This is a genomic window from Nocardioides sp., from assembly GCF_029937575.1.
Taxonomy (GTDB): domain Bacteria; phylum Actinomycetota; class Actinomycetes; order Propionibacteriales; family Nocardioidaceae; genus Nocardioides.
This window is the reverse complement of record NZ_JAPYPS010000010.1, coordinates 45,823-70,027: the sequence shown is the minus strand read 5'-3', so window position 1 is coordinate 70,027 and position 24,205 is coordinate 45,823. Positions and strand designations below refer to the sequence as shown.

25 protein-coding genes are annotated in these 24,205 nt (G+C 69.8%); 18 read left to right on the top strand and 7 right to left on the bottom strand.

The genetic code is table 11. The annotated features are described in order from the left end of the window. Window positions 1-2 precede the first annotated feature (2 nt). Entirely contained in the window at window positions 3-2,102 is a 2,100-nt protein-coding gene (tkt, locus tag Q1K33_RS06045) for a transketolase (RefSeq protein ID WP_300401721.1), read from the bottom strand. A 198-nt stretch (window positions 2,103-2,300) separates the two neighbouring features. Here tkt and Q1K33_RS06040 point away from each other — a divergent pair, with 198 nt between their 5' ends. Next, the gene (locus Q1K33_RS06040; protein ID WP_300401718.1) at window positions 2,301-3,281 is read left to right on the top strand and encodes a heme o synthase; all 981 of its coding nucleotides are present in this window, start codon (window positions 2,301-2,303) and stop codon (window positions 3,279-3,281) included. Between the two features lie 77 nt (window positions 3,282-3,358). Here Q1K33_RS06040 and Q1K33_RS06035 read toward each other — a convergent pair whose 3' ends face one another. Genes Q1K33_RS06035 through Q1K33_RS06025 form a run of 3 tightly spaced genes read right to left on the bottom strand, consistent with a single transcriptional unit; the run spans window position 3,359 to window position 5,990 of the window. Next, window positions 3,359-4,285, bottom strand: coding sequence for a COX15/CtaA family protein (locus Q1K33_RS06035; RefSeq protein WP_300401715.1), 927 nt, complete (start codon window positions 4,283-4,285; stop codon window positions 3,359-3,361). Then, window positions 4,282-5,040 carry an ABC transporter permease gene (locus Q1K33_RS06030; RefSeq protein ID WP_300401712.1) on the bottom strand — a complete coding sequence of 253 codons (759 nt, stop codon included), beginning with the start codon at window positions 5,038-5,040 and terminating at the stop codon, window positions 4,282-4,284. Before Q1K33_RS06030 ends, Q1K33_RS06035 begins: the two co-directional genes overlap by 4 nt. Then, a complete protein-coding gene (locus Q1K33_RS06025; protein WP_363319641.1) occupies window positions 5,037-5,990 on the bottom strand; it encodes an ABC transporter ATP-binding protein in 954 nt (317 codons plus the stop codon). The genes Q1K33_RS06030 and Q1K33_RS06025 overlap by 4 nt, the downstream gene beginning before the upstream one ends. 69 nt (window positions 5,991-6,059) lie before the next feature. On the opposite strand from Q1K33_RS06025, the gene Q1K33_RS06020 reads away from it, so the two are divergent. The 13 genes from Q1K33_RS06020 to Q1K33_RS05960 all read left to right on the top strand — a co-directional run bounded on the left by Q1K33_RS06020 (window position 6,060) and on the right by Q1K33_RS05960 (window position 16,478). Continuing rightward, on the top strand, window positions 6,060-6,428 hold the full coding sequence (locus Q1K33_RS06020; RefSeq protein ID WP_300401709.1) for a hypothetical protein: 369 nt from the start codon (window positions 6,060-6,062) through the stop codon (window positions 6,426-6,428). Next, a complete protein-coding gene (locus Q1K33_RS06015) occupies window positions 6,421-6,834 on the top strand; it encodes a hypothetical protein (RefSeq protein WP_300401707.1) in 414 nt (137 codons plus the stop codon). The genes Q1K33_RS06020 and Q1K33_RS06015 overlap by 8 nt, the downstream gene beginning before the upstream one ends. A 120-nt stretch (window positions 6,835-6,954) precedes the next feature. Beyond that, the gene (locus Q1K33_RS06010; protein WP_300401705.1) at window positions 6,955-7,650 is read left to right on the top strand and encodes a transcriptional regulator; all 696 of its coding nucleotides are present in this window, start codon (window positions 6,955-6,957) and stop codon (window positions 7,648-7,650) included. Next, a complete protein-coding gene (gene sufB / locus Q1K33_RS06005) occupies window positions 7,650-9,068 on the top strand; it encodes a Fe-S cluster assembly protein SufB (protein ID WP_300401703.1) in 1,419 nt (472 codons plus the stop codon). The genes Q1K33_RS06010 and sufB overlap by 1 nt, the downstream gene beginning before the upstream one ends. Before the next feature lie 104 nt (window positions 9,069-9,172). Further along, on the top strand, window positions 9,173-10,363 hold the full coding sequence (gene sufD / locus Q1K33_RS06000) for a Fe-S cluster assembly protein SufD (protein WP_300401701.1): 1,191 nt from the start codon (window positions 9,173-9,175) through the stop codon (window positions 10,361-10,363). Next, complete coding sequence (locus Q1K33_RS05995; protein ID WP_300401699.1) at window positions 10,360-10,695, top strand: non-heme iron oxygenase ferredoxin subunit; 336 nt, start codon at window positions 10,360-10,362, stop codon at window positions 10,693-10,695. The genes sufD and Q1K33_RS05995 overlap by 4 nt, the downstream gene beginning before the upstream one ends. A 34-nt stretch (window positions 10,696-10,729) precedes the next feature. Further along, window positions 10,730-11,497: a Fe-S cluster assembly ATPase SufC gene (sufC, locus tag Q1K33_RS05990; RefSeq protein WP_300401697.1), complete on the top strand. Its 768-nt coding sequence runs from the start codon at window positions 10,730-10,732 to the stop codon at window positions 11,495-11,497. A 53-nt stretch (window positions 11,498-11,550) separates the two neighbouring features. Further along, the gene (locus tag Q1K33_RS05985; RefSeq protein ID WP_300401768.1) at window positions 11,551-12,810 is read left to right on the top strand and encodes a cysteine desulfurase; all 1,260 of its coding nucleotides are present in this window, start codon (window positions 11,551-11,553) and stop codon (window positions 12,808-12,810) included. Between the two features lie 5 nt (window positions 12,811-12,815). Continuing rightward, window positions 12,816-13,304, top strand: a complete 489-nt coding sequence (sufU, locus tag Q1K33_RS05980; RefSeq protein ID WP_300401695.1) for a Fe-S cluster assembly sulfur transfer protein SufU — start codon at window positions 12,816-12,818, stop codon at window positions 13,302-13,304. Next, on the top strand, window positions 13,297-13,668 hold the full coding sequence (locus Q1K33_RS05975; RefSeq protein ID WP_300401693.1) for a metal-sulfur cluster assembly factor: 372 nt from the start codon (window positions 13,297-13,299) through the stop codon (window positions 13,666-13,668). The genes sufU and Q1K33_RS05975 overlap by 8 nt, the downstream gene beginning before the upstream one ends. A gap of 177 nt (window positions 13,669-13,845) precedes the next feature. Beyond that, window positions 13,846-14,874, top strand: coding sequence for a GNAT family N-acetyltransferase (locus tag Q1K33_RS05970; protein WP_300401691.1), 1,029 nt, complete (start codon window positions 13,846-13,848; stop codon window positions 14,872-14,874). Between the two features lie 25 nt (window positions 14,875-14,899). Next, window positions 14,900-15,508, top strand: a complete 609-nt coding sequence (locus Q1K33_RS05965) for an acVLRF1 family peptidyl-tRNA hydrolase (protein ID WP_300401688.1) — start codon at window positions 14,900-14,902, stop codon at window positions 15,506-15,508. Between the two features lie 61 nt (window positions 15,509-15,569). Then, a complete protein-coding gene (locus tag Q1K33_RS05960) occupies window positions 15,570-16,478 on the top strand; it encodes a phosphotransferase (RefSeq protein WP_300401686.1) in 909 nt (302 codons plus the stop codon). Window positions 16,479-16,620: 142 nt separating this feature from the next. On the opposite strand, the gene Q1K33_RS05955 is transcribed toward Q1K33_RS05960, so the two are convergent. Next, the gene (locus tag Q1K33_RS05955; RefSeq protein ID WP_300401684.1) at window positions 16,621-17,562 is read right to left on the bottom strand and encodes a neutral zinc metallopeptidase; all 942 of its coding nucleotides are present in this window, start codon (window positions 17,560-17,562) and stop codon (window positions 16,621-16,623) included. Between the two features lie 120 nt (window positions 17,563-17,682). Here Q1K33_RS05955 and Q1K33_RS05950 point away from each other — a divergent pair, with 120 nt between their 5' ends. The 3 genes from Q1K33_RS05950 to Q1K33_RS05940 are packed head-to-tail and all read left to right on the top strand — an operon-like array spanning window position 17,683 to window position 22,041. After that, window positions 17,683-19,281 (top strand): ABC-F family ATP-binding cassette domain-containing protein, encoded by a 1,599-nt coding sequence (locus Q1K33_RS05950; RefSeq protein ID WP_300401681.1) that lies wholly within the window; start codon window positions 17,683-17,685, stop codon window positions 19,279-19,281. A 55-nt stretch (window positions 19,282-19,336) separates the two neighbouring features. Then, window positions 19,337-20,131, top strand: coding sequence for an enoyl-CoA hydratase/isomerase family protein (locus tag Q1K33_RS05945; protein WP_300401678.1), 795 nt, complete (start codon window positions 19,337-19,339; stop codon window positions 20,129-20,131). Window positions 20,132-20,154: 23 nt separating this feature from the next. Further along, window positions 20,155-22,041 (top strand): ABC transporter ATP-binding protein, encoded by a 1,887-nt coding sequence (locus tag Q1K33_RS05940; protein ID WP_300401676.1) that lies wholly within the window; start codon window positions 20,155-20,157, stop codon window positions 22,039-22,041. Window positions 22,042-22,060: 19 nt separating this feature from the next. Here Q1K33_RS05940 and Q1K33_RS05935 read toward each other — a convergent pair whose 3' ends face one another. Continuing rightward, a complete protein-coding gene (locus Q1K33_RS05935; protein ID WP_300401674.1) occupies window positions 22,061-22,882 on the bottom strand; it encodes an SURF1 family protein in 822 nt (273 codons plus the stop codon). A gap of 49 nt (window positions 22,883-22,931) precedes the next feature. Here Q1K33_RS05935 and moaA point away from each other — a divergent pair, with 49 nt between their 5' ends. Next, window positions 22,932-23,930, top strand: a complete 999-nt coding sequence (moaA, locus tag Q1K33_RS05930; RefSeq protein ID WP_300401672.1) for a GTP 3',8-cyclase MoaA — start codon at window positions 22,932-22,934, stop codon at window positions 23,928-23,930. A 78-nt stretch (window positions 23,931-24,008) separates the two neighbouring features. On the opposite strand, the gene Q1K33_RS05925 is transcribed toward moaA, so the two are convergent. Beyond that, window positions 24,009-24,194, bottom strand: coding sequence for an acetone carboxylase (locus Q1K33_RS05925; protein WP_300401670.1), 186 nt, complete (start codon window positions 24,192-24,194; stop codon window positions 24,009-24,011). Window positions 24,195-24,205: the final 11 nt, after the last annotated feature.

The following is a 24,205-nucleotide window of genomic DNA, read 5'->3' as shown; positions in this document are numbered from 1 at the left end:
GATCAGTCGCTGGCGACGCCCACGCTGTCCCGGGCGGCATCGGCGACAGCCTGAGCGGTGATGCCGAACTCGGTGTAGATGCGTGCGTAGTCGGCCGAGGCGCCGTAGTGCTCGATGGACACGATCCGGCCGTGGTCGCCGACGATCTCGCGCCATCCCTGAGCGATGCCCGCCTCGACGGAGACCCGCGCCTTGACGGTGGGGGGGATGACCGTCTCGCGGTAGGAGGCCTCCTGCTCGTCGAACCACTCACGACACGGCATCGACACGACCCGGGCGGCGATCCCGTCGGCGGCGAGCAGGTCGCGCGCCTCGACGGCGAGCTGCACCTCGGAGCCCGTCCCGACCAGGACCACGTCGGGAACGCCCTCGGTGTCCAGGAGCACGTAGCCACCGCGGTGAACGTTGGAGGTGTCGCTGTAGCCCTCGGCCCCCCGCGGGAATGTCGGGACGTTCTGCCGGGTGAGGATCAGCCCGGCCGGTCGGTCGCTGTGCTCGAGCACGGTCTTCCACACGGCCGCCGTCTCGTTGGCGTCGGCAGGCCGTACGACGTCCAGGCCCGGGATGGCCCGCAGCGCCGCCAGGTGCTCGATCGGCTGGTGCGTCGGTCCGTCCTCACCGAGCCCGATCGAGTCGTGCGTCCACACGTAGGTGACGGGCAGCTGCATGAGGGCCGCCAGACGGACCGACGGGCGCATGTAGTCGGAGAAGGTGAGGAAGGTGCCGCCGAAGACGCGGGTGCCGCCGTGGACGGCGATCCCGTTGAGGATCGCGCCCATGCCGTGCTCGCGGATGCCGAAGTGCAGCACCCGACCGGCGTGCGGGTCGCCGGTCCACTTGCCGGTCGAGCGAACCTTGGGGATGAACGAGGGGGCGTCCTCGATGGTCGTGTTGTTGGATCCGGCCAGGTCGGCCGAGCCGCCCCACAGCTCGGGGAGGTGACCGGCGATCGCGTTGATCACCTGTCCGGAGGCCTTGCGGGTGGCGACTCCCTTGACGTCGGCCTCGAAGACGGGGAGGTCGGCGTCCCAGCCGGTCGGCAGGGTGCGGGTCTGCATCCGCTCGAACAGCTCCACCTCGGCGGACGGCTTGGTGGTCCAGTGCTTGAAGTCGCCGTCCCACTCCGACTGGAGCGTCTTGCCCCGGGCGACGGCCCCACGGGTGTGCTCGAGCACGCGGGGGTCGACCTCGAAGGTGAGCCCCGGGTCGAAGCCCAAGATCTCCTTGGTGGCCGCGACCTCGTCGGCGCCGAGGGCCGACCCGTGCGCCTCGCCGGTGTTCTGGGCGTTGGGCGCGGGCCAGGCGATGATGGTGCGCAGGACGATCAGGCTGGGCTGGTCGGTGACCGCCTCCGCCTTCGTCAGGGCCTCGTGCAGGGCCGGCACGTCCTCGGCGTACTGCCCGCCGCCGCCGGTCCAGTCCACGACCTGCACGTGCCAGCCGTAGGCCTCGTAGCGGGCCGCGACGTCCTCGCTCAGCGCGATGTCGGTGTTGTCCTCGATGGAGATCCGGTTGTCGTCGTAGATCAGAGTGAGGTTGCCCAGCTGCTGGGTGCCCGCGATCGACGAGGCCTCGGAGCTGACGCCCTCCTCGATGTCGCCGTCACTGGCGATCGCGTAGATCCGGTGGTCGAACGGGGAGTCGCCCTCGGCGGCGTTCGGGTCGAGCATCCCGCGCTCGCGGCGCGCGGCCATCGCCATGCCCACGGCGTTGCCGATCCCCTGGCCCAGGGGCCCGGTCGTCGTCTCGACGCCGGCGGTGTGGCCGTACTCCGGGTGCCCCGGCGTCTTGGAGCCCCAGGTGCGCAGCGCCTTGAGGTCTTCCAGCTCCAGGCCCCAGCCGCCGAGGTAGAGCTGGATGTAGAGCGTGAGGGAGGAGTGACCGCACGACAGCACGAACCGGTCGCGGCCGGGCCAGTGCGGGTCAGCTGGGTTGTGGCGCATGACCTTCTGGAAGAGCAGGTAGGCCGCCGGCGCCAGGCTCATGGCGGTGCCGGGATGCCCGTTGCCCACCTTCTGCACGGCGTCCATCGCGAGGACTCGCGCGGTGTCGACCGCTCGGTCGTCCAGCTCGGTCCAGTCCAGGGAGGTGGGGGTGCTCACAGTGCTCCTTCACGGCTCCGTCATGGAGCCTCGGGGTGGCTAGAGGTGTCTTCGGTGTGGTGCTGGGGCGTCGTCCTCGGGCGATAACGAGCCTACTCACGTACCGGGATAGACTCACACCGCCTCAGCGGGTGTGGACATGCGTCGTGACCTAGGCTGAGCTGGCCCAGCCCCACAGCAACCGAGCAGAGGACGTCTGTGACCTACGTCGGCGAATCGCGCCCCGCGATGTCGGGACCGCACGACGGCCGAGGGGCCTCCGATGACTCCGGGCAGCACCACGGCGCCGCCGGGCTCAGGGACGTCGTCGCGGCGTACGTCGGACTCACCAAGCCACGCGTCATCGAGCTGCTGCTCCTCACCACGGTGCCCGTCATGTTCTTCGCCCAGCGGGGGGTGCCTCCCCTCGGCCTGGTCGTGGCCACCGTGATCGGTGGGACGCTCTCGGCCGGGTCTGCCTCGGCCTACAACTGCGTCTACGACCGCGACATCGACGAGCAGATGCGACGTACGCGCCGCCGGGCTCTGCCGCGCCACATGGTGACCCCGGGGGCCGCGCTCGCCTTCGCGACGGCGCTGGCCGTGATCTCCACGGTGGTGCTTGGTGTGTGGGTCAACCCGCTCTCCGCAGGGCTCTCGTTGGGTGCCAACGCGTTCTACGTCTTCGGCTACACGATGATCCTCAAGCGCCGCACCACCCAGAACATCGTGTGGGGAGGGTTGGCCGGCTGCTTCCCGGCCCTCATCGGCTGGACCGCGGTCACCGGCGAGCTCTCGTGGGTGCCCGTCGTGCTCTTCGCAGTGGTCTTCTTCTGGACCCCGCCGCACACCTGGGCCCTGGCCCTGCGGTACCGCGAGGACTACGCCAACGTCGACGTCCCGATGCTGCCGGTCGTCAAGAACGCCCGCGAGGTCGGCCGGCAGATCGTGCTGTACGCCTGGGTGATGGTCGCCACTTCGCTGCTGCTCTGGCCGGTTGCCGGCACCGGGCCCGTCTACCCGGTCGCCGCCGGGGTGCTCGGCGCGGTCTTCCTGCTCGAGGCTCACAAGATGTGGTCGCGGGCCCGCGGCACCGAGGACCTCAGCGTCATCCAGCCGATGCGGCTCTTCCACCACAGCAACCTGTACCTCTCGCTGCTGTTCGTCGCGGTCGCGCTGGACCCGTTGCTCTTCCGCTGAGGCGGGGGGCCTTGGTCAGGAATCCCCGGGTACCCGGGGATTCCTGACGTTCCCAGGGAGAATTCCCCCTGAGAACGTCAGGAGTTCCCTGAGAAGGTCGGGGTGGGGGGTACGTCGACCGCTGTCCGGTCGTCGGTCAGCACCACCTCGAGCACCAGCCACGTGACGCTGGCCGAGATCAGACCGGCGCCGAGCATGTGGAAGCCCACGAGGACCTCGGGCAGGTCGGTGAAGTACTGCACGAAGCCGATGGTGCTCTGCGACAGCTCGACGCCGAGCAGCACCAGGGCTGCCCGCAGCGCCGGACCACGACCGCGGGTGGCGGCCACGAGGAAGAGCATGCCGATGGTCAGCCCGACGAACAGGAAGACGGCGTCGGCGTGCAGCTGACTGGTCTCGAGGGTGTCCAGCCCGTTGCGAGGCGTCTCGGCGTCGCCCGCGTGTGGACCTGCCCCGGTCACGATGGTGCCCAGCACCAGCACCAGCCAGGCGGCGGCGAAGAGGGCCCACGCCAGACCCGGAACCGGACCCCGGTGCCACGTGGCGTCCGGGTGGTCGAGGCGACGCAGGTAGAGCACCGCGACACCGACCATCGCCATCGACAGGAGCAGGTGCAGCGAGACGACCCACGGGTTGAGGTCGGTCAGCACCGTGACACCACCGATGAGCGCCTGTGCCGGCACCCCCAGCGCCAGCACCAGCGCCAGGCGGCGCAGCTCGCGTCGTCCGCTCTGCACGGCCGCCACGAACGTCGCGACCGCCACGGCAGTGAGTACGAAGGTCAGCATCCGGTTGCCGAACTCGATGGCGGTGTGGAAGTCCAGCTCCCCGCGAGGGCGGAAGCTCTCCTCGGTGCAGCGCGGCCACGTGGGACAGCCGAGCCCCGAACCGGTCAGGCGCACGGCGCCGCCGGTGACGACGATACCGATGTTGGCGGCCAGGCTGGCCCAGCCGAGGTGACGCACGTACGGCGCCAGGCTGAGCCGGGCGGTGACATGACTCATTCCCACGTGAAGGTCCTTGCGGTCGCGGCGGCACCGATGACGGCCCACGCAGCGAGGACCAGCAGGTCCCGGCCGGCGATGGCCGCGTCCGACAGGGCAGCGCGCATCGCCTCACCGAGCGCCCCGGAGGGCAGGTAGCTCACGACGTCCCCGAAGGAGCCGTAGGCCGAGACCGGCAGCACCACGGCGCCACCGGCGAGCAGGAGCAGGTAGATGAGGTTCGCCGCGGCCAGGGTGGCCTCGGCCCGCAGGGACCCGGCCACCAGGAGACCGAGGGACGCGAAGGCCGCGGTGCCGAGGACGACGGCGAGCAGCAGGCCGAGCACGTCGGCGTGCGGCTCCCAGCCCAGGGCGAACCCCACGGCCGAGATCACCGCGACCTGCAGCACCTCGACGAGAAGCAGGGCGAGGACCTTGCCGAGCAGCAGTCCGGTCCGCGACAGCGGCGAGGTGCCGAGACGCTTGATCACGCCGTACCGGCGCTCGAAGCCGGTGGCGATGGCCAAGGACGTGAAGGACGTCGACATCACGGCCAGGGCCAGGACCCCGGGCGTGAACGTGTCGACGCCGTAGGAGAGGTTCACCCGGTCCGCCCCGCGCACCCCGCCGATCAGGACGATCACCGGGATGACGACGGCCAGCAGGAGCTGCTCGCCGTTGCGCAGCATCAGCCGAGCCTCCATCGAGGCCTGCGTGGTGACCTGACGCAGGAAGGGCGCGGCGCCCGGTGCGGGGGAGAACGTGCCCGCTGTCATTCGACGACCCCCTCGACGGTGGAGGACGAGCCTCCGGTGAGCTCGAGGAACACGTCCTCGAGATTGCGCTGACCCAGGGTCAGGGACTCAGGTAGGACGGAGTTGTCCTCGCACCAGCGCGACACCGTGGCCAGCGTCGAGGGGTCGGCGGGGCCGGTCACGAGCAGGGACACCGCGTCGAGCTGGGTGACCTGGGTGCCGTCGCCGAGGGCGAGCCGAAGGGACTCGGGGGCCGTGGGTGGGAACGGCTCGGTGACCACCAGGCGGATGGTCGCTCGCGGCCCTCCGCGGGTGAGCTCCAACGGGGTCCCGGACGCGACGAGGACGCCCTTGTCGACGATGTGCACCCGGTCGGCGAGACGCTCGGCCTCCTCCATGTAGTGCGTGGTCAGCACCACCGTGACTCCGTCGGTGCGCAGCTCGTCGAGAAGCTCCCACACGGTGCGTCGCACGGCGGGATCCAGGCCGGCGGTGGGCTCGTCGACGAAGACGAGCTCAGGGCGCCCGACCAGCGCCATCGCGAGCCCCAGGCGCTGCTGCTGACCGCCCGACAGTCGGCGGTACGGCGTACGGCCGCAGTCCTCGAGGCCCAGCCGGTCGACGAGGACGGTCGGGTCGAGGGGGTGGGCGTGCAGGCGAGCGACGTGACGCAGCATCTCGACGGCGCGGACGCCGCTCCACGCGCCGCCGCTCTGCAGCATCACGCCGATGCGGGGGAGCAGCGCCTTGCGGTCGCGGATCGGGTCGAGACCGAGCACCCGCACAGAACCCTGCTGCGGTGCCCGGTAGCCCTCGCACGTCTCCAGCGTGGTGGTCTTGCCCGCACCGTTCGGACCGAGGACGGCGGTGATGGTGTGCCGCTCCACCGCCAGCGAGAGCCCGGCGACGGCGACCTTCGCGCCGTACCGCATCACCAGTCCGTCGACGAGGACGGCAGGCGAGTCGGGCACCCGGGAAGTGTAGGAGGCCGCGCCCACCTGCGTTCGGGCGAGGTCGTCGAGCCTTCTAGGCTGATGTCCGTGAACGACTGGATCACCGGCGCCGTCTACGTCCTCGGCGTCGTCGTCGCGCTCTGGAGCCTGGTGCTCGTGATCCGCGACGAGCTCGCCCAGGACCGTACGTTCGCGCTCCTCGCGACCGCCGAGCTGGTCCTGCTGGTCCAGCTCGTCGTCGGCTGCATCCTGCTCGCGGGGACCGATCGGGACGTCTCGGGAGTGCTCTTCGTCAGCTATCTCGTCGGGATCGTGCTCGCGCTGCCGATCGGGGCGTTCTGGTCCCTGGCCGAGCGCACTCGCTCCGGGACCGGAGTGCTGGTGATCGCCGCGCTCACCGTGCTCGCGCTCGAGGTCCGACTCGCCGACATCTGGAGCGGTGGTCTCGGTGCGTGAGCTCTCGTCCGGTCCGGGCCGGATGCTCGTCTTCGTGTACGGCGTCTTCGCCGTCGCCGCCACCGGCCGCTCCGCGATCCAGCTCGGCACCGAGGCCGGCAACGCTCCGTTCGCCTACACCCTCTCGCTCGTGGCAGCGGTGATCTACCTCGTCGCCACCACCTGCCTGCTGCTGGGCGGCCCCTCGGCCTGGCGGGTGGCCGTGGTCTCCTGCGCCGTCGAGCTCGTGGGGGTGCTCAGCGTCGGCGTGCTGTCCTACGTCGACACCGAGCTGTTCCCTGACAAGACCGTCTGGTCGCACTTCGGGCAGGGCTACGCCTTCCTGCCCTTGGTCCTGCCGTTCCTCGGGCTGGCCTGGCTGCGCGCGACAGCCCCGGGACGCGCGACCGCGCGCTCGGTGCGGTAGTCCGGGGCATGCCAGGTGCCCTGACAGTTCTGACACGACGTCGGGGACCTCGGGAGTGACCGAGACCACTTAGGCTCGCCTTGCTTGAATGGTCACTTTCATTAACGGCACACTGACGTTGTGGAATTGATCCGGGGAGACCTCACGACGCGCCAGCGCGTCGCTCGGTCGATCCTGGTCGAAGGGCCCTCGACGGCTGCCAGCCTGGCCGAGCGCCTCGACCTCACCCCGGCAGCAGTTCGCCGCCACCTCGACCAGATGATCGACGAGAGCGTGCTCGAGGCTCGCGACGCTCGACCGGTCGCGGGCGAGGCACGTGGCCGTGGTCGTCCGGCGAAGGTCTTCGCCCTGACCCAGTCGGGCCGGGAGGGCTTCACCAAGCAGTACGACGACCTCGCAGCCCAGGCGCTGCGGTTCGTCGCCGAGACCGGGGGCGAGCAAGCAGTACGCCACTTCGCCGAGCGCAGGGTCGCCTTCGTCGAGGAGCGTTTCGACGAGGTGGCCGCCCAGCACCCGGACCTGGCGCCCGTCCAGGTCCTGGCGCGCGTGTTCTCCGACGAGGGGTACGCCGCGGGGGTGCGCGAGTCGCCGGTCGGTGACCAGCTGTGCCAGCAGCACTGCCCGGTCTCCACCGTGGCTCACGAGTTCCCCCAGCTGTGCGAGGCCGAGACCGAGGCCATCGGCCGGGTCCTCGGGCGTCACGTGCAGCGCTTGGCGACCATCGCCCACGGGGACGGCGTGTGCACCACGTGCGTCCCCAACATCCCCACCCACCAGACCAAGCAGCAGCCCACTACGAAGGAGCAGGTCAGCTGATGACGACCATCGACGAGCGCAACCCCGAGCTCGAGGGCATCGGACGTTACGAGTTCGGCTGGGCCGACTCCGACGTCGCCGGAGCCACTGCCAAGCGCGGGCTCTCCGAGGAGGTCGTGCGCGACATCTCGCAGAAGAAGTCCGAGCCGCAGTGGATGCTCGACCAGCGACTCAAGGGCCACAAGCTCTTCGGCCGCAAGCCGATGCCCACGTGGGGCTCCGACCTCGGCGGGATCGACTTCGACAACATCAAGTACTTCGTGCGCTCCTCGGAGAAGCAGGCCGCCACCTGGGACGACCTGCCCGAGGACATCAAGAACACCTACGACAAGCTCGGCATCCCCGAGGCCGAGAAGCAGCGACTGGTCTCCGGTGTCGCGGCCCAGTACGAGTCCGAGGTCGTCTACCACTCCATCCGCGAGGACCTCGAGGAGCAGGGCGTCCTCTTCCTCGACACCGACACCGCGCTCAAGGAGCACCCGGAGCTCTTCCAGGAGTACTTCGGCACGGTCATCCCGGTCGGCGACAACAAGTTCTCGGCCCTCAACACCGCGGTGTGGTCCGGCGGATCGTTCATCTACGTGCCCAAGGGCGTCCACGTGGACATCCCGCTGCAGGCCTACTTCCGGATCAACACCGAGAACATGGGTCAGTTCGAGCGCACCCTGATCATCGTCGACGAGGACGCCTACGTGCACTACGTCGAGGGGTGCACGGCGCCGATCTACTCCTCGGACTCGCTGCACTCGGCCGTGGTGGAGATCATCGTGAAGAAGGGCGGCCGTTGCCGCTACACGACCATCCAGAACTGGTCCAACAACGTCTACAACCTCGTGACCAAGCGTGCGACCTGCGAGGCTGGCGCGACCATGGAGTGGGTCGACGGCAACATCGGCTCGAAGGTGACGATGAAGTACCCCGCCATTTACCTGATGGGCGAGCACGCCAAGGGCGAGACGCTCTCGATCGCGTTCGCCGGCGAGGGCCAGCACCAGGACGCCGGCGCCAAGATGGTGCACGCGGCGCCCAACACCTCGTCGTCGATCCTGTCGAAGTCGGTGGCCCGCGGGGGCGGTCGCACGTCGTACCGCGGTCTGATCCAGGTCAACGAGGGCGCCCACGGCTCCAAGTCGAACGTGCTGTGCGACGCGCTGCTCGTCGACCAGATCAGCCGGTCCGACACCTACCCGTACGTCGACATCCGCGAGGACGACGTCTCGATGGGGCACGAGGCCAGCGTCTCGAAGGTCTCCGACGACCAGCTCTTCTACCTGATGTCGCGTGGCATGGAGCAGGACGAGGCGATGGCGATGATCGTGCGCGGCTTCGTCGAGCCGATCGCGAAGGAGCTCCCGATGGAGTACGCCCTCGAGCTCAACCGCCTCATCGAGCTGCAAATGGAAGGCGCAGTCGGCTGAGCCGCTGCGCGGCCTCGGGCCTGCGCCCTGCTCCTCCTCGCCCGCCGGTGCGCCGGCGGACGGCGGAGGGCCCCCAATCGACTAGGAAGTAATCCGTAGTGACTGTGACCGATGCTGCCCGCGAGAGCGTGACCTCGGGGCTGGAGCAGGACAAGAAGGACGGCCACCTGAGCGTCTCTCACCTGAACCCGCCCCCGTCGTACGACCTCGCCGACCACCCCGTGCCCACCGGGCGCGAGGAGATCTGGCGGTTCACCCCGCTCAAGCGCCTGCGGGGGATCCTCGACGGCGAGGCCTCCGACGCCAGCCTGACCTGGGACACCACCCTGCCCGACGGCGTGACCCTGTCGACGATCTCTCAGGCCGAGGCCCGCGAGATCGGCGAGCTCGCGCCCAACGACCGTCCCTCGGCCCTGGCCGCGGAGCTGTCCGGCGGCGCCCGGCTCATCGACGTACCGGCCGAGGCCGAGATCACCGAGCCCATCTTCATCCGACTGCACGGCGAGTCGGTCGACGACCTCGTGTGGAGCCAGCTGGTGCTGCGCGTGGGCAAGTTCGCCAAGGCGACCGTGGTCCTGATGCACACCGGCTCCGCGCGCTACTCGGCCACGACGTCGGTGCTGGTCGGCGACGGCGCCACGGTCAACGTGGTCTCCCTGCAGGACTGGGACGACGACGCCGTGCACCTCGGGCGGGACTCGATCCTGGTCGGTCGCGACGCCGAGGTGAAGCACACCGCGATCACCTTCGGCGGTGACGTCGTGCGGCTCAACGCCAACGTCGAGTACGCCGCGCCCGGTGGCTCCGCGGAGCTGCTCGGCCTCTACTTCGCCGACGAGGGCCAGCACCTCGAGCACCGGCTGTTCGCCGACCACAACCAGCCCAAGACCAAGAGCAACGTGCTCTACAAGGGGGCTCTGCAAGGCGAGAAGGCGCACACGGTGTGGATCGGCAACGTGTTGATCCGCAAGGTCGCCGAGGGCATCGAGACCTACGAGGAGAACCGCAACCTGGTCCTCACCGACGGCTGCCAGGCCGACTCCGTGCCCAACCTGGAGATCGAGACCGGGGAGATCGAGGGTGCCGGGCACGCCTCGGCCACCGCCCGCTTCGACGACGAGCAGCTCTTCTACCTCCGCTCGCGCGGGGTCTCGGAGAAGGAGGCGCGCCGCCTGGTGCTGCACGGCTTCTTCAACGACCTCATCCGCAAGGTCGGGGTGCCGTCGCTGGAGGAGCAGCTGACCGCCACGGTCGAGGATGAGCTCGCTCGCAACGTCCTCCGGGCGGGCCAGTGAGCTTCGAGCGGGCCTGTGCCGTCGCCGACGTCCCCGCCGACGAGGCGCTCGCCGTCACGATCGGGGAGTACGACGTCGCGGTGGCTCGTGAGGGCGAGGAGATCTTCGCCCTCCAGGACCTCTGCAGCCACGCGGCCGTCTCCCTGTCCGAGGGCGAGGTCGAGAGGTGCACGGTCGAGTGCTGGCTACACGGATCGCGCTTCGACCTCCGCACGGGCAAGCCGACGGGTCTGCCGGCCACCGAGCCCGTGGCCACCTTCCCGGTGGAGCTGCGCGACGGCTCGGTCTACGTCGACACCGCCACCACCCTCAACGGCGTGACGCCGTCCTGAGGACACCTGAACTTCGAGCAGAAAGAGACAACTGATGAGCACGTTGGAGATCAAGGACCTGCAGGTCTCGGTCAGCACCGATGACGGCCCCAAGGAGATCCTCAAGGGCGTCACGCTGACCATCAAGGACAACGAGACGCACGCGATCATGGGCCCCAACGGGTCGGGCAAGTCCACGCTGGCCTACTCGATCGCGGGTCACCCCAAGTACGACATCACCGGCGGTACCGTCACGCTCGACGGCGAGGACGTCCTCGCCATGAGCGTGGACGAGCGCGCGCGCGCCGGGCTGTTCCTGGCGATGCAGTACCCCGTCGAGGTGCCCGGTGTCTCGGTCGCCAACTTCCTGCGCACCGCCAAGACGGCCATCGACGGCGAAGCGCCCAAGCTGCGCACGTGGGTCAAGGACGTCAATGCCGCCATGGGCCAGCTCAACCTGGATCCGACGTTCAGCCAGCGCAACGTCAACGAGGGCTTCTCCGGTGGTGAGAAGAAGCGCCACGAGATCGCGCAGCTCGAGCTGCTCAACCCCAAGGTCGCGATCCTGGACGAGACCGACTCCGGACTCGACATCGACGCGCTCAAGATCGTCTCCGAGGGTGTCAACCGATACCGGGAGCAGGAGGGCAAGGGAGTCCTGCTGATCACCCACTACACCCGCATCCTGCGCTACATCGAGCCCGACTTCGTCCACGTCTTCGTCGACGGCAAGATCGCCGACCAGGGCGGCCCCGAGCTCGCCGAGGCGCTGGAAGCCAACGGCTACGACCGCTACATCAAGGCCAACGCGGCCCCTGCCTGAGCCCCACCGGCCCACCGCTGCGCACTGACGAGGAGAACGCGATGATCGAGGGACTGCTGCCCCAGCTGGACATCGTCCGCAAGGACTTCCCCATCCTCGAGCGCACGCTCGCGGGTGGGTTGCCGCTGGTCTACCTCGACAGCGCCAACACCTCGCAGAAGCCCCAGGTCGTCATCGACACGATGGTCGACCACCTCGAGCGGCACAACGCCAACATCTCCCGGGCCATGCACCAGCTCGGCGCGGAGTCGACCGAGGCGTTCGAGTCCGCGCGCGACAAGGTGGCGGCCTTCATCGGCGCACCGCGCCGCGACGAGGTGATCTTCACCAAGAACGCCTCCGAGGCGCTCAACCTGGTCGCCAACTCGCTGGCGTGGGCGACCGGCGACCTGGCGGTCGGTCCGGGGGACGAGGTGCTGATCACCGAGATGGAGCACCACTCCAACATCGTTCCGTGGCAGCTGCTCACCGAGCGCAAGGGCGCCACGTTGCGTTGGTTCGGGCTCACCGACGAGGGCCACCTGGACCTCTCCACCATCGACGAGCTCATCACCGAACGCACCAAGGTCGTCTCGTTCACGTGGGTCTCCAACATGCTGGGCACCATCAACCCGGTTGCCGAGATCACCCGTCGCGCCCACGAGGTGGGCGCCATCGTGGTCGTCGACGCCTCCCAGTCCGCACCGCAGATGCCGACGGACCTGGCTGCCATGGAGCCGATGGAGCGTCCCGACGTCATCGCCTTCACCGGGCATAAGGTCGTCGGCCCCACCGGCATCGGCGTGCTGTGGGGGCGAGGCGACCTGCTCGCCCAGCTGCCGCCGTTCCTCGGCGGGGGCGAGATGATCGAGACCGTCCGGATGGAAGGCTCGACGTACGCGCCGATCCCACACCGCTTCGAGGCCGGCACGCCGCCGATCGTCGAGGCCGTTGGCCTGGGGGCGGCTGTGGACTACCTCGGAGAGCTCGGGCTGGGCGCCGTGCGCGACCACGAGCACGCGATCACCGCCTACGCGCTCGACGGGCTGGCGACCGTGCCCGGCCTGCGGGTCCTCGGCCCCCTCGACGCGGCCGAGCGAGGCGGGGCGATCTCGTTCGAGGTCGACGGCGTGCACCCCCACGACATCGCCCAGGTGCTCGACGCCCGCGGGGTCGCAGTACGCGCTGGGCACCACTGCGCCAAGCCCGCCCACGCGCGTTTCGGTGTCCAGAGCTCGACGCGGATGTCGTCGTACCTCTACACGACGCCGGCGGAGATCGACGCCTTGGTGGAGGCGCTGGAATACACCCGCTCCTACTTCAAGTTGGGATGAGTGAGATGACCAACGCACCCGGGCAGGACCTCGACAGCCTCTACCAGGAGATCATCCTGGACCACTACAAGAACCCACTCCACGCGGGTCTGCGCGACCCGTTCGAGGCCGAGGTGCACCACGTCAACCCGACGTGCGGCGACGAGATCACGATGCGCGTCCACCTCGACGGCGGCGTGGTCAGCGACGTGTCGTACGACGCGCTGGGCTGCTCGATCTCCCAGGCGTCGTGCTCGGTGATGGCCGACCTCGTGATCGGCAAGCCGGTCGAGGAGGCGATGGCGATCCACGAGAGCTTCCTGACCCTCATGCAGGGCAAGGGTCAGGTGGAGCCGGACGAGGACGTCCTCGAGGACGGCATCGCGTTCGCCGGCGTCGCCAAGTTTCCCGCGCGCGTGAAGTGCGCACTACTGTCGTGGATGGCCTGGAAAGACGCCACCACGCAATCGCAGGGCCATTCAGAGAGCCAACCCCAGGAGGCACAGCATGGCTGACCACAGCGACCTGCCCGACGTCCCCGAGGCCTCGGGGTCGGCCGGTGGCACCGCGACCATCTCGGTCGACGACGTGACCGAGGCGATGAAGGACGTCGTCGACCCCGAACTCGGCATCAACGTCGTCGACCTCGGCCTGGTCTACGACGTGCATCTCGACGAGACCAGCAACTGCGTGCTGGACATGACCCTGACGTCGGCGGCCTGCCCGCTGACCGACGTGATCATGGACCAGACCAACGCGGCCCTGGAGGGCCTGGTCAACGACGTGGCCATCAACTGGGTCTGGATGCCGCCGTGGGGTCCCGACAAGATCACCCCCGACGGGCGCGAGCAGCTGCGCGCCCTCGGCTTCAACGTCTGAGGCGCGGACCTGCGAGCGAAGCGAGCAGGGACGCGACCCGAAGAGGTCGAGCGAGCCCGCGGGTGAGCCTGCGAGCCCGCGACGGCGGGTCGAGACCCGAGTGAGCCGAACTCGGGTCATGCGCGCGCAGCACCCGGCACGAGCCCGCTGGGGCGCCGGACCTGGCATGGTGGGGCGATGATCGACGTACGCCCGTACGAGCCGGACGACCTCCCCGCCCTGTGGGCCCTGGCCCACCTGCCCGACGCCGGAGTCACCGAGGACCCCACCGTCCCGGTGCCCCTGCGGGAGCGTCGCGTGCCTCCGACCGGGCCGGCGGACCTCGTCGATCCCGCTGCCACGGTCCTGGGAGCGGGCGGCGACCTCTTCGTCGCCGTGCAGGACGGACACGTGGTGGGGGTCGGCGGACTCCGACCCGTCCGGGGGCGTCCCCGGCTGGGTCGGCTGGTGCGGATCCGGGTCCACCCCGCGGTGCGACGCCGCGGCGTGGGCAGGAGCCTGATGGTCGCCCTCGAGGGGGCGGCACGCCATCACGGCTTCACCGACCTGCTCCTCGACGTCGGCGACCACCAGCCCGAGGCGTTGGGCTTCTACCGCGCTCTGGAGTGGTCCGAGACCTGGCGCGAGGACAGCCCGGAGTGGCACTGGCAGACGGTGTGGTTCCACCGGTCGCTCGAGCGCGACCACCTCCCGGTGGAGGTGCGCCCGTGCAGCGGCGAGGCGGAGGTGGCAGCCGCCGAGCACGCGCTCCCCACCGGTGGGCGAGCGGACCATCTTGCACGATGGCAGCGGCAGCAGGCGGGAGAAGCGACCTACCTGCTGGCCTGGGACCGCGACCAGGTCGTGGGCCACATCTTGCTGGAGTCGGCCTCGGTGTTCCCCGACGTCCGCGCGAGCGTCGGTGCGCACCCGGAGGTCCATCTCCTCAACGTGGCCGACCGGGTCCGCCGACGTGGAGTGGGAACGGCGCTGGTGGGAGCGGCGGCGGGCGTTGCCCAGGAGAAGGGGGCCGCCCTGGTCGGGCTCGCCCTGTTGGCCGACGACGATGCGGCGCTGACGATCGTCCAGCGGCTGGGCTGGGCGTTTCGTCCGGGCCTGACACCCGTCGACGAGGTGCGGCGACGCGATCACCGCGGGGCGGAGCACGTCGCACAGGAGGAGTGCACCTACTGGACGCTGGACCTCGCCGGGCGACGTCGCAGCTGATCTCATGAACCCGTAGGTTCACTGCATGGTCAGCGTCCTCGTCCCGACCACCCGTTGGCTGCGGTGGTGCGAGAACTTCGAGCGGGGCCACGGCCGGACGGCCTACCGGGTCGAGGACGGCGCGCTCCTGGGCACCGCCGACGACGGCTCGCACGTGACGGCTCGACTGCCGTTCGGCCTCGTGTACGACGGCCGTGCCGCGCCCGACGACCTCGTAGCGGCCCTGGTGCGGCCCGACGACTGGGGTGTGCTGCTCGTGCGGAAGGGCGGCTTCGCGATGTCCCGGATGAGCGGCGCGGTGATGGGGGAGTCGAAGACCGGTCAGCGCCACGTTCAGGGCCGGACCAAGGCCGGCGGCCAGTCGCAGCAGCGCTTCGCCCGGCGTCGGGACAACCAGGCGCGTCAGGCCTATGAGGCGGCTGCCGAGCACGCCGTACGGATCCTCGGTGACTGCCGTGGCCCCGTGGTGACCGGAGGGGATCACGGGGCGGTGGGCGAGGTCCTCGGTGATCCTCGGCTGTCCGGACTTCGGGTGGTGGACCCCTGGCTCGCCGTCCCCGATCCACGACGGGGCGTGCTGGAGCAGTCGGTGATCGACGCCGAGGCGATCCAGGTGGACGTCACGAACGCCTGACCCGCGCTGAACTGGGCGAATGTGCCCGGTTGTCGGCGTGGTGTCCAGTAGCGTCGTTCCCATGTGGGAGCCCGAGCCGGGGTGGGTCGCTCTGCCCGGAGGCGCCGCCCCGTCGACCGTCGGGGTCTGGCGTGCCGCGGTCGGAGACCATCCCGTCGTGATCAAGCGCCTCGCTGTGCCCTCTCCCCACGACCCGGGCGAGCTCAGCGACCCGCGCCACGTCGCATACTGGCGACGCGAGGCCGACGTGCTCGCGACTGGCGTGACCGCCCGCACGGTGGGCCTGTGCGCGGCGGCGGCGACGGTCGAGGAGGATGCCGAGGGGATCACGATCACCCGGGAGTGGGTCGAGGACGCGGCCGTCACCGGGTTGTTCGTGGCTCTCTCACTCGGGCGCTTCGCGGGCTCCGACCTTCCTCGTCCGACCTTCCTGGCTCAGGGCCTGCTGCGCTCGCGGCTGGCAGCCACCCAGCACCGTGCGGGGGGCTGGCCGACGTTGGCGCGCACGACGGTGGCCGACATCGCCGACAGCCTCTGGTCACGCCGCGAGACGTTCCTCTCCGCGCTGGAAGCGCTGGCTCAGGTGCCTGCACACGGGGACCCGACCCTGGCCAACGTGCCGGGGCGCCGTGGGGACGACGCCCTGGCCATCGACTGGGCGACGCTGGGCGTCGGCCCGGTCGGTGGCGACCTGGGATTCTTCTCGCTGGGCGCACGCGAGGAGTTCGAGCCGTTGCTGGACGCCTACCTGATGGGTCTCCCCGACGGCGTCGCGGCGCGCGACGACGTCCTCCTCGGGGCGCAGATCACGGCGGTCTACACGGCTCTGGGACGCGCCGAGTGGGCGTTGGCCCGCGTCGCGACGGGGGAGGGGGCCTTGGCATCGAAGTATCGCCACCCGGCCGTGGCGCCGCACCTGCGCACGCTGCAGCGCCAGTTCGCCCAGATCGAGGCTCTCCTGGGGTGGTAGTCAAGCGAGCAGCAGGGCGCGAGGCACGAGCGCGCTGCGTCGCGAGACGAGGTTGAGCAAGCGACGCGGCTGAGGAACGAAGCCGCGCGAGCGCGTCGAAGCCCGGTGAGATGGATGACCGCCTCGACCAGTGGTCGACTGACTAGACCGTCTCGATGCCGAACGTGTCACACGCCTGCATCGTCCCCTGCTCGTAGCCGACCATGAACCACGTCCGACGCTGCTCGGAGGACCCGTGGGTCCAGACCTCCTCGTCGACGCGGCGACCCGACTGCCGCTGGATGTAGTCGTCGCCGACCGCCTTGGCTGCGGCCAGCGCGGTGTCGATGTCGTCCTGGCTGAGCTCGAGGAGCAAGACGTTGCCCTCGGCGTCCTCGGTCTCGGTCGCGTGCTTGGTCCAGACACCGGCGAAGCAGTCGGCCTGGAGCTCGAGTCGCACCCCGCTGCTCTGCGGGCCCTTGTCCCCGGTGACCTGCCCGAGCGTGCCGATGAGGTAGGAGATGTGGTGGCCGTACTCGTGGGCGAGGACGTAGGGCTCGACGAAGGCCCCGCGGGGTCCGTTCAGGGCGCCCGCGAGGACGTCGTCGAAGAACGCGTCGTCGAGGTAGATCGTCTCGTCGGCCGAGCAGTAGAACGGCCCCGTGTCGGAGGAGGCACCACCACAGGCCGTGTCGACGCCTCCGGAGAATGTGACAATGGCCTCCTCCGGGCGGAACCGCGGGCCGAGCTCGTCGGCCCAGAAGTCCGTCAGGGAGTTCTCGACCGCGACGCGGGCGCAGTCGGAGCTGGCGTTGGCGTCCTCGCCGGTCCGGCACCCGTCGTAGCGGCCGGTGTCGCCGAAGGCACTCGTGTCGTAGCCGCTGTCTGCGCCCAGGCCGGGGATGTCATCGCCTCCTTGGCTGACCAAGAAGATGACGACGACCGCGATGACGAGTCCGGCGACCCCGCCACCACCGACGGCGCCGCCGGGGATGGGGATCCCTCCGGAGGACGTGGAGCGCCCTCGGGATCGACCTGCAGATCGGCCTCGGCCGGCGTCGGAGACCCGGCTCCTGTCCAGCCGCGACTTCGGGTTGAAACGCATGGCTGACAGACTAGGCGGAGCCGAGGTGCGTGGTTCTCCCCGCTCGTTCGGCTCACCCCTGCGATCGGTCACCAGACCGGTCACTTCCTGCCTGTCACCACAGAGAGACTGCTGCACGCCATGATCACCGCCCACCAGCTCGAGGTCCGTGTCGGCGCGCGCCTGCTCATGGAGGATGTCTCCTTCCGCGTCGGGGCCGGGGACAAGGTCGGGCTCGTCGGCCGCAACGGCGCCGGCAAGACCACGTTGACCAAGATCCTGGCCGGCGAGTCCCAGCCCGCCGGCGGCTCGGTCACCAACAGCGGGGCCGTGGGCTATCTCCCGCAGGATCCCCGCACCGGGGACCCCGAGGTGCTGGCGCGAGACCGGATTCTCGGAGCGCGTGGGCTCGACGACGTCGTCAAGCGGCTGCGCCAGGCAGAGCACGACATGGGCAGCGACGACCCGAGGACCCGCGAGCGGGCGATGAAGCGCTACACGCGGGCCGAGGAGGACATGCAGGCCGGGGGCGGGTACGCCGCCGAGTCGGAGGCCGCGACGATCGCGGCGAGCCTCGGCATCGAGAACCGCATCCTCGACCAGCAGCTCAAGACCCTCTCCGGCGGCCAGCGTCGCCGGGTCGAGCTGGCCCGCATCCTCTTCTCGGACGCCGAGGTGCTGATCCTCGACGAGCCCACCAACCACCTCGACGTCGACTCGATCGTGTGGCTGCGCGGCTTCCTCAAGTCGCACAAGGGCGGGTTCATCGTGATCAGCCACGACAACGACCTGCTCGAGGAGACCGTCAACAAGGTGCTCCACCTCGACGCCAACCGCATGGTGATGGACGTCTACAACATGAGCTGGAAGAACTACCTCAGCCAGCGGGAGACCGACGAGAAGCGGCGCAAGCGCGAGCGAGCCAACACCGAGACCAAGGCCAAGACCCTCACCGACCAGGCCAACCGGATGCGCGCCAAGGCATCGAAGGCGCAGGCGGCGCAGTCGATGCTCAAGCGGGCGGAGAAGATGATGGCCGGCCTGGAGGGCGAGCGGCAGGCCGACAAGGTCGCCCGCATCAAGTTCCCCTCACCCGCCCCCTGCGGGAAGACCCCGATCATGGCCTCGGAGCTGTCGAAGTCCTACGGCTCGCTCGAGGTGTTCACCGACGTCGACCTCGCGATCGACAAGGGCTCGCGCGTGGTGATCCTCGGCTTCAACGGCGCGGGCAAGACGACGATGCTGCGGATCCTCGCGGGCGTCGATGCGCCCGACACCGGCGCGGTCGTCCCGGGGCACGGGCTGAAGGTCGGCTACTACGCCCAAGAGCACGAGACCCTCGACACCAGCCGCACCGTCCTGCAGAACATGCAGAGCGCGGCCCCCCAGCTCACCGACACCGAGGCGCGCTCGGTCCTCGGGTCGTTCCTGTTCTCCGGCGACGACGCCAACAAGTCGGCCGCGGTGCTGTCGGGCGGCGAGAAGACCCGGCTCGCGCTGGCGTCCCTGGTCGTCTCCAGCGCCAACGTGCTGCTCCTCGACGAGCCCACCAACAACCTCGACCCCGCGTCGCGCGAGGAGGTCCTCGCGGCCATCCGCACCTACGAGGGCGCGATCATCCTCGTGACCCACGACGAGGGTGCCGTGCGCGCCCTGGAGCCCGACCGGGTCCTGCTTCTTCCCGACGGGGACGAGGACCTCTGGAACGAGGGGTACGCCGACCTCGTCTCGCTGGCCTAGCCTGGGTCAGGAGGCCCGGCCTCGGCTGTCGGTGGGCCTCCCTAGACTCTGCTGCATGACACCTGAGGATCTCGCCACGGCCGGCCTGCGCTTCGAGATCAACGGCGCTGTCGCCACGATCACGCTGGACCGCCCCGCCTCGCGCAACTCCCAGACTCCGACCATGTGGCGCACGCTGGCCGCGCTGGGCGACGAGCTGCCCGACGACGTGCGGGTCGTCGTCGTCCAGGGCGAGGGCACGACGTTCTCGGCGGGGCTCGACCGCAACCTGCTCACCCCCGGCGGGGGAGACGGCCAGGAGAGCGTGGCCGACCTGCTGGCCTTGCCTGATGACGAGGTCTCCTCGACGATCCGTGCCTACCAGGACGGCTTCGTCTGGCTGAGCGACCCGCGGTTCGTCTCGATCGCCAAGGTCCGGGGCTATGCCATCGGCGCCGGCTTCCAGCTCGCCCTCGCCTGCGACCTGCGGGTGATCGCCGACGACGCCCAGTTCTGCATGAAGGAGTCCGCGCTCGGTCTCGTGCCGGACCTGGCGGGAACAAAACCGCTGGTGGAGGCGGTTGGCTACGCGAGGGCGTTGGAGATCTGCGCCACCGCACGGATGGTTGGAGCGAGCGAGGCCGTCGCCATCGGCCTGGCACTGACCGCCGTGCCGGAGGCGGAGCTCGACACGGTGGTCGCCGACCTCGTGGCCTCCCTCACCGCACCTCTCCCGGGTGCGGTCCGAGAAACCAAGGCACTGCTGCTGGGAGCGGCAGGGCGTGAGCTTGACGAGCAGTGTCGCCTCGAGCGCGAGGCACAGACGCGTCGTTTCCGTGAGCTGGCTGCCCTGATGACTCCTGCGGAGTAGGTGTCGCACCAGGAGGTGGACACATGTCCTCCATGAACCCCAATGCCGCTGCTTGGCGCCACCTGCGCTCCGACCGTAGTGCGGTGTCCAACAAGCTGGGCCGCGAGACCGTTCGGCGTGTCCTCGGCTTCGCCCGTCCGCACCGTCGCCTCATCTCCGTCTTCCTCGGAGTCACCGTCATCGACGCCGCGATGGTCGTGGTCCTGCCGCTGCTCGTGAAGTACGCCGTCGACGACGGGATCATCGCCGGGGACAAGGGTGTCGTCGCCACCGCTGCCCTGGCCATGGTCGGAGTCGCCCTGTTCACCGCCGCGTTGGCGATCCTCGGCGGCTGGTTCTCCTCCCGCATCGGGGAGGGACTCATCTACGACCTGCGCACCCAGGTCTTCGGTCACGTCCAACGCCAGTCGCTCGCCTTCTTCACGCGCACCCAGACCGGTGCGCTGGTCTCGCGCCTCAACAACGACGTCATCGGTGCACAGCGCGCATTCACCTCTGCTCTCGGGAGCACGGTGTCCAACGTGATCGCGGTGGGTGTCGTCGGCATCACGATGTTGTTCCTGAGCTGGCAGGTCACGCTCCTGTGCCTCCTCCTCTTCCCGATCCTGTTCATCGTCTCCCGCTGGGTCGGTGCACGACTGGCCGGGCTGACTCGTCAGCAGATGGACGGCAACGCCGATCTCGGGAACCTGATGACCGAGCGCTTCAACGTCGGTGGTGCCATGCTGCTGAAGCTGTTCGGCCGTCGCGGCGAGGAGGACGCGCTCTTCGGCACCAAGGCGGCGAACGTGCGCGACCTCGGCATCCGGATCTCCCTGATCACCCGGGTCTTCGGTGCGGCGATGACCTTGGTCCCCGCGCTGGCGACCGCTCTCGTCTACGGCGTGGGTGGCTACCTGGCGATCAACGGCTCCCTCACGGTCGGCACGCTGCTGGCCCTGGCGACCCTCCTGCTGCGGCTGCTGGGACCGTTGCAGGGGCTCTCCAACGTCCGCATCGACGTGATGACGGCCCTCGTGAGCTTCGAACGGGTCTTCGAGGTCCTCGACCTGCCCTCGCTCATCTCGGAGAAGCACAACGCGGTCGCGCTGCCCACCACTGCCGCTCGGCTGGAGTTCGACCACGTCTCCTTCACCTACCCCCGGGCCGACGACGTGTCCCTCGGCTCGCTGGAGGCGCTGCGCCGCACCGAGTCGCGCGAGCACGCCCAGGTGCTGACCGACGTCGGGTTCGTCGCGGAGCCCGGTCAGATGGTCGCGCTCGTCGGTCCGTCCGGCGCGGGCAAGTCGACGATCACCCACCTCGTCGCTCGCCTGTACGACGCACAGGGCGGCGCCGTGCGCGTCGGTGGCCACGACGTACGCGACGTCACGCTGCAGTCCCTGGAGGACGTCGTGGGCTACGTGACCCAGGACGCCCACATGTTCCACGACACCATCCGCGCCAACCTGCTCTACGCCCGTCCCGGGAGCTCCGACGAGCAGATCTGGGACGCACTTGCGGCAGCCCAGGTCGAGCGCCTCGTCCGCGATCTCCCCGACGGACTCGATACCGTCGTCGGCGACCGTGGCTACCGGCTCTCCGGTGGGGAGCGGCAGCGCTTGGCCATCGCGCGACTGCTGCTCAAGTCGCCCTCGATCGTGGTGCTGGACGAGGCCACCGCGCACCTGGACAGCGAGTCCGAGGCGGCGGTGCAGCGCGCGCTGGACGCCGCACTGGAGGGCCGGACGTCCCTGGTCATTGCCCACCGCCTCTCGACGGTGCGCAACGCCGACCAGATCCTGGTGCTCGACGAGGGCCGGATCGTGGAGTTCGGCACGCACAGCGAGCTCTTGGCGCAGGAGGGGCTGTACGCCGACCTCTACCGCACCCAGTTCTTCGTCGAGGAGGCTGTGGTCGACCCCGTCTGACGCGAGCTGCGAGCCGCGCTCAGCCCTTGCGCTGGTAGGCAGCCGGCACGTTCGTGCGCCGCACGCGCTCAGGCCGCCGAGGGCGCTGCGGGCGGTGAGGGCGCTCGCCCCGGGGACCCCGCTTGAGCTCGTCGTAGGCGAGGTAGCCGAAGCCGAACAGCGCGAGCACCCCGAAGAACCACCACTGGAGGCCGTAGAAGAAGTGCGGGCCGTTGTCGAGCTCGGGGAGCTCGCGCAGGAGGAGCGGGCTGTCCGGGTCAGGCGCCTCCGTGGTGAGGTCGACGAAACCGCCGTAGGTGGGTCGACCGATCGCCTCGCCGATGCGCTGGGAGTTGATCGCACGCGCGGACAGGTCCACCACCTCGGTGCTGTCGCCGCTGCCGTCGACTCGCACCCAGCCGGTGATGGTGACCTCGCCGGTCGGTGCGGGTGGCACGTCCCCGATGTCCGCCGAGCGGGTGTCGATCTGCAGGAAGCCGCGGTCCACGACGAGCGTGTTGCCGGACGCGGTCACCAGGGGTACGACCACGTCTACCCCGGGCTCGCCCGAGGGTCCGCTGCGGTAGCGCACGATGATCGTGTTGTCCGTGTCGTAGGTGCCCGTCGCTGTCACCTGGCGCCACTCCTGATCCTCGTCGACCGCCTCTGCGCGCGTGAGGACGGCGTCGACGGGTGCGGGGTCCCTGGCCTCGTTGGCGCGGATGATGGCGTTGCTCTGCTTCCGGTCGTCCAGCCGACCGAACTGCCACTCGCCCAGCCACCACGCCGCGTAGGCGAGGAGCACGACGACCAGGGCGAAGACTGCCCAGCGTCGACTGAGGAGGAACCGGAAGGACTGCACCACCGAAATCTATCTCCGCGGGCTATCCGACGACCCGTAGGGTAGGGGCATGCAGGTCCTTCCGCTCGCCGACGCCTACGGACGTGTGGCGACCGATCTTCGTGTGTCCCTGACCGACCGTTGCAACCTGCGGTGCTCGTACTGCATGCCGGCCGAGGGGCTCGACTGGCTGCCCAACGACGACGTGCTCGACGACGACGAGGTGGTGCGCCTGGTGCGCATCGCCGTGGAGCGCCTCGGGGTCGACGAGGTGCGGTTCACCGGCGGCGAGCCCCTCGTGCGGCGGGGACTGGTCGACATCGTCGCCCGGACCCGCGCCATCAGTCCTGACCTCGAGCTCTCGATCACCAGCAATGGGCTGGGTCTCGCACGCACCGCGCAGGCGCTGGCCGACGCCGGTCTCGACCGGGTCAACGTCAGCCTCGACACGGTGCGCCGCGACACGTTCCACGAGATGACGCGGCGCGACCGTTTCGACGACGTGGTGGCGGGCCTCGAGGCCGCCGCGGCGGCTGGCCTCGGCCCGGTCAAGGTCAATGCGGTGCTGATGCGCGGAGTCAACGACGACCAGGCTGCCGAGCTGTTGCGCTGGTGCCTGGAGCGCTCCTACGAGCTGCGCTTCATCGAGCAGATGCCGCTCGACGCGCAGCACGGCTGGTCGCGCGACGGCATGATCACCGCCGACGAGATCTTCGCCGCCCTCGACCAGGAGTTCGACCTGACCCCGGCCGAGGAGCCGCGAGGGAGCGCCCCCGCCGAGAAGTTCCTCGTCGACGGCGGTCCCGCCACCGTGGGCGTGATCGCGTCGGTCACCAGGCCCTTCTGCGGGGACTGCGACCGGGTGCGCCTCACCGCGGACGGCCAGATCCGCAACTGTCTCTTCGCTCGCAACGAGTCGGACCTGCGGGCGGCGCTGCGCCGCGGTGCGGACGACGAGGAGATCGCCCGCCTGTGGGTCATCGCCATGCGCGGGAAGGCACCCGGCCACGGGATCGACGACGAGACCTTTCTGCAGCCGACGCGCTCGATGTCGGCCATCGGCGGCTGACCCCCACCGCAGGCCGAGCCGCCGTACGCGGCTTCGACAGTCTGTCGGGTTGTCGCCGCGGTCCCGGGACCCAGAGGGTCAGTGGGCGACGACGTCCTTGAGGAAGTTCCGCGCGCTCAAGAACTGCGACAGCGACGTCTTGTGGTCGTCGCAGGCGAGCCAGGTCTTGCGGCGCTCCGGAGTGTGCAGCTTGGGGTTGTTCCACAGCAGCTGCCACGTGGCCGGTGCTGAGCAGCCCTTGGCGGAGCAGACGTCAGGTTCCATGTCTCCAGCGT

Bases quoted from the DNA above. Each gene is read 5' to 3' on its own strand.
- moaA (WP_300401672.1), top strand. From the start codon at position 22,932: ATGCAGGTCCTTCCGCTCGCCGACGCCTACGGACGTGTGGCGACCGAT.
- Q1K33_RS06035 (WP_300401715.1), bottom strand. From the start codon at position 4,285: ATGAGTCATGTCACCGCCCGGCTCAGCCTGGCGCCGTACGTGCGTCAC.
- Q1K33_RS05955 (WP_300401684.1), bottom strand. From the start codon at position 17,562: ATGCGTTTCAACCCGAAGTCGCGGCTGGACAGGAGCCGGGTCTCCGAC.
- sufU (WP_300401695.1), top strand. From the start codon at position 12,816: ATGACCAACGCACCCGGGCAGGACCTCGACAGCCTCTACCAGGAGATC.
- Q1K33_RS05970 (WP_300401691.1), top strand. From the start codon at position 13,846: ATGATCGACGTACGCCCGTACGAGCCGGACGACCTCCCCGCCCTGTGG.
- Q1K33_RS05925 (WP_300401670.1), bottom strand. From the start codon at position 24,194: ATGGAACCTGACGTCTGCTCCGCCAAGGGCTGCTCAGCACCGGCCACG.
- Q1K33_RS05945 (WP_300401678.1), top strand. From the start codon at position 19,337: ATGACACCTGAGGATCTCGCCACGGCCGGCCTGCGCTTCGAGATCAAC.
- Q1K33_RS05960 (WP_300401686.1), top strand. From the start codon at position 15,570: ATGTGGGAGCCCGAGCCGGGGTGGGTCGCTCTGCCCGGAGGCGCCGCC.
- Q1K33_RS05975 (WP_300401693.1), top strand. From the start codon at position 13,297: ATGGCTGACCACAGCGACCTGCCCGACGTCCCCGAGGCCTCGGGGTCG.
- sufB (WP_300401703.1), top strand. From the start codon at position 7,650: ATGACGACCATCGACGAGCGCAACCCCGAGCTCGAGGGCATCGGACGT.
- Q1K33_RS05940 (WP_300401676.1), top strand. From the start codon at position 20,155: ATGTCCTCCATGAACCCCAATGCCGCTGCTTGGCGCCACCTGCGCTCC.
- Q1K33_RS06030 (WP_300401712.1), bottom strand. From the start codon at position 5,040: ATGACAGCGGGCACGTTCTCCCCCGCACCGGGCGCCGCGCCCTTCCTG.
- Q1K33_RS05950 (WP_300401681.1), top strand. From the start codon at position 17,683: ATGATCACCGCCCACCAGCTCGAGGTCCGTGTCGGCGCGCGCCTGCTC.
- sufC (WP_300401697.1), top strand. From the start codon at position 10,730: ATGAGCACGTTGGAGATCAAGGACCTGCAGGTCTCGGTCAGCACCGAT.
- Q1K33_RS05965 (WP_300401688.1), top strand. From the start codon at position 14,900: ATGGTCAGCGTCCTCGTCCCGACCACCCGTTGGCTGCGGTGGTGCGAG.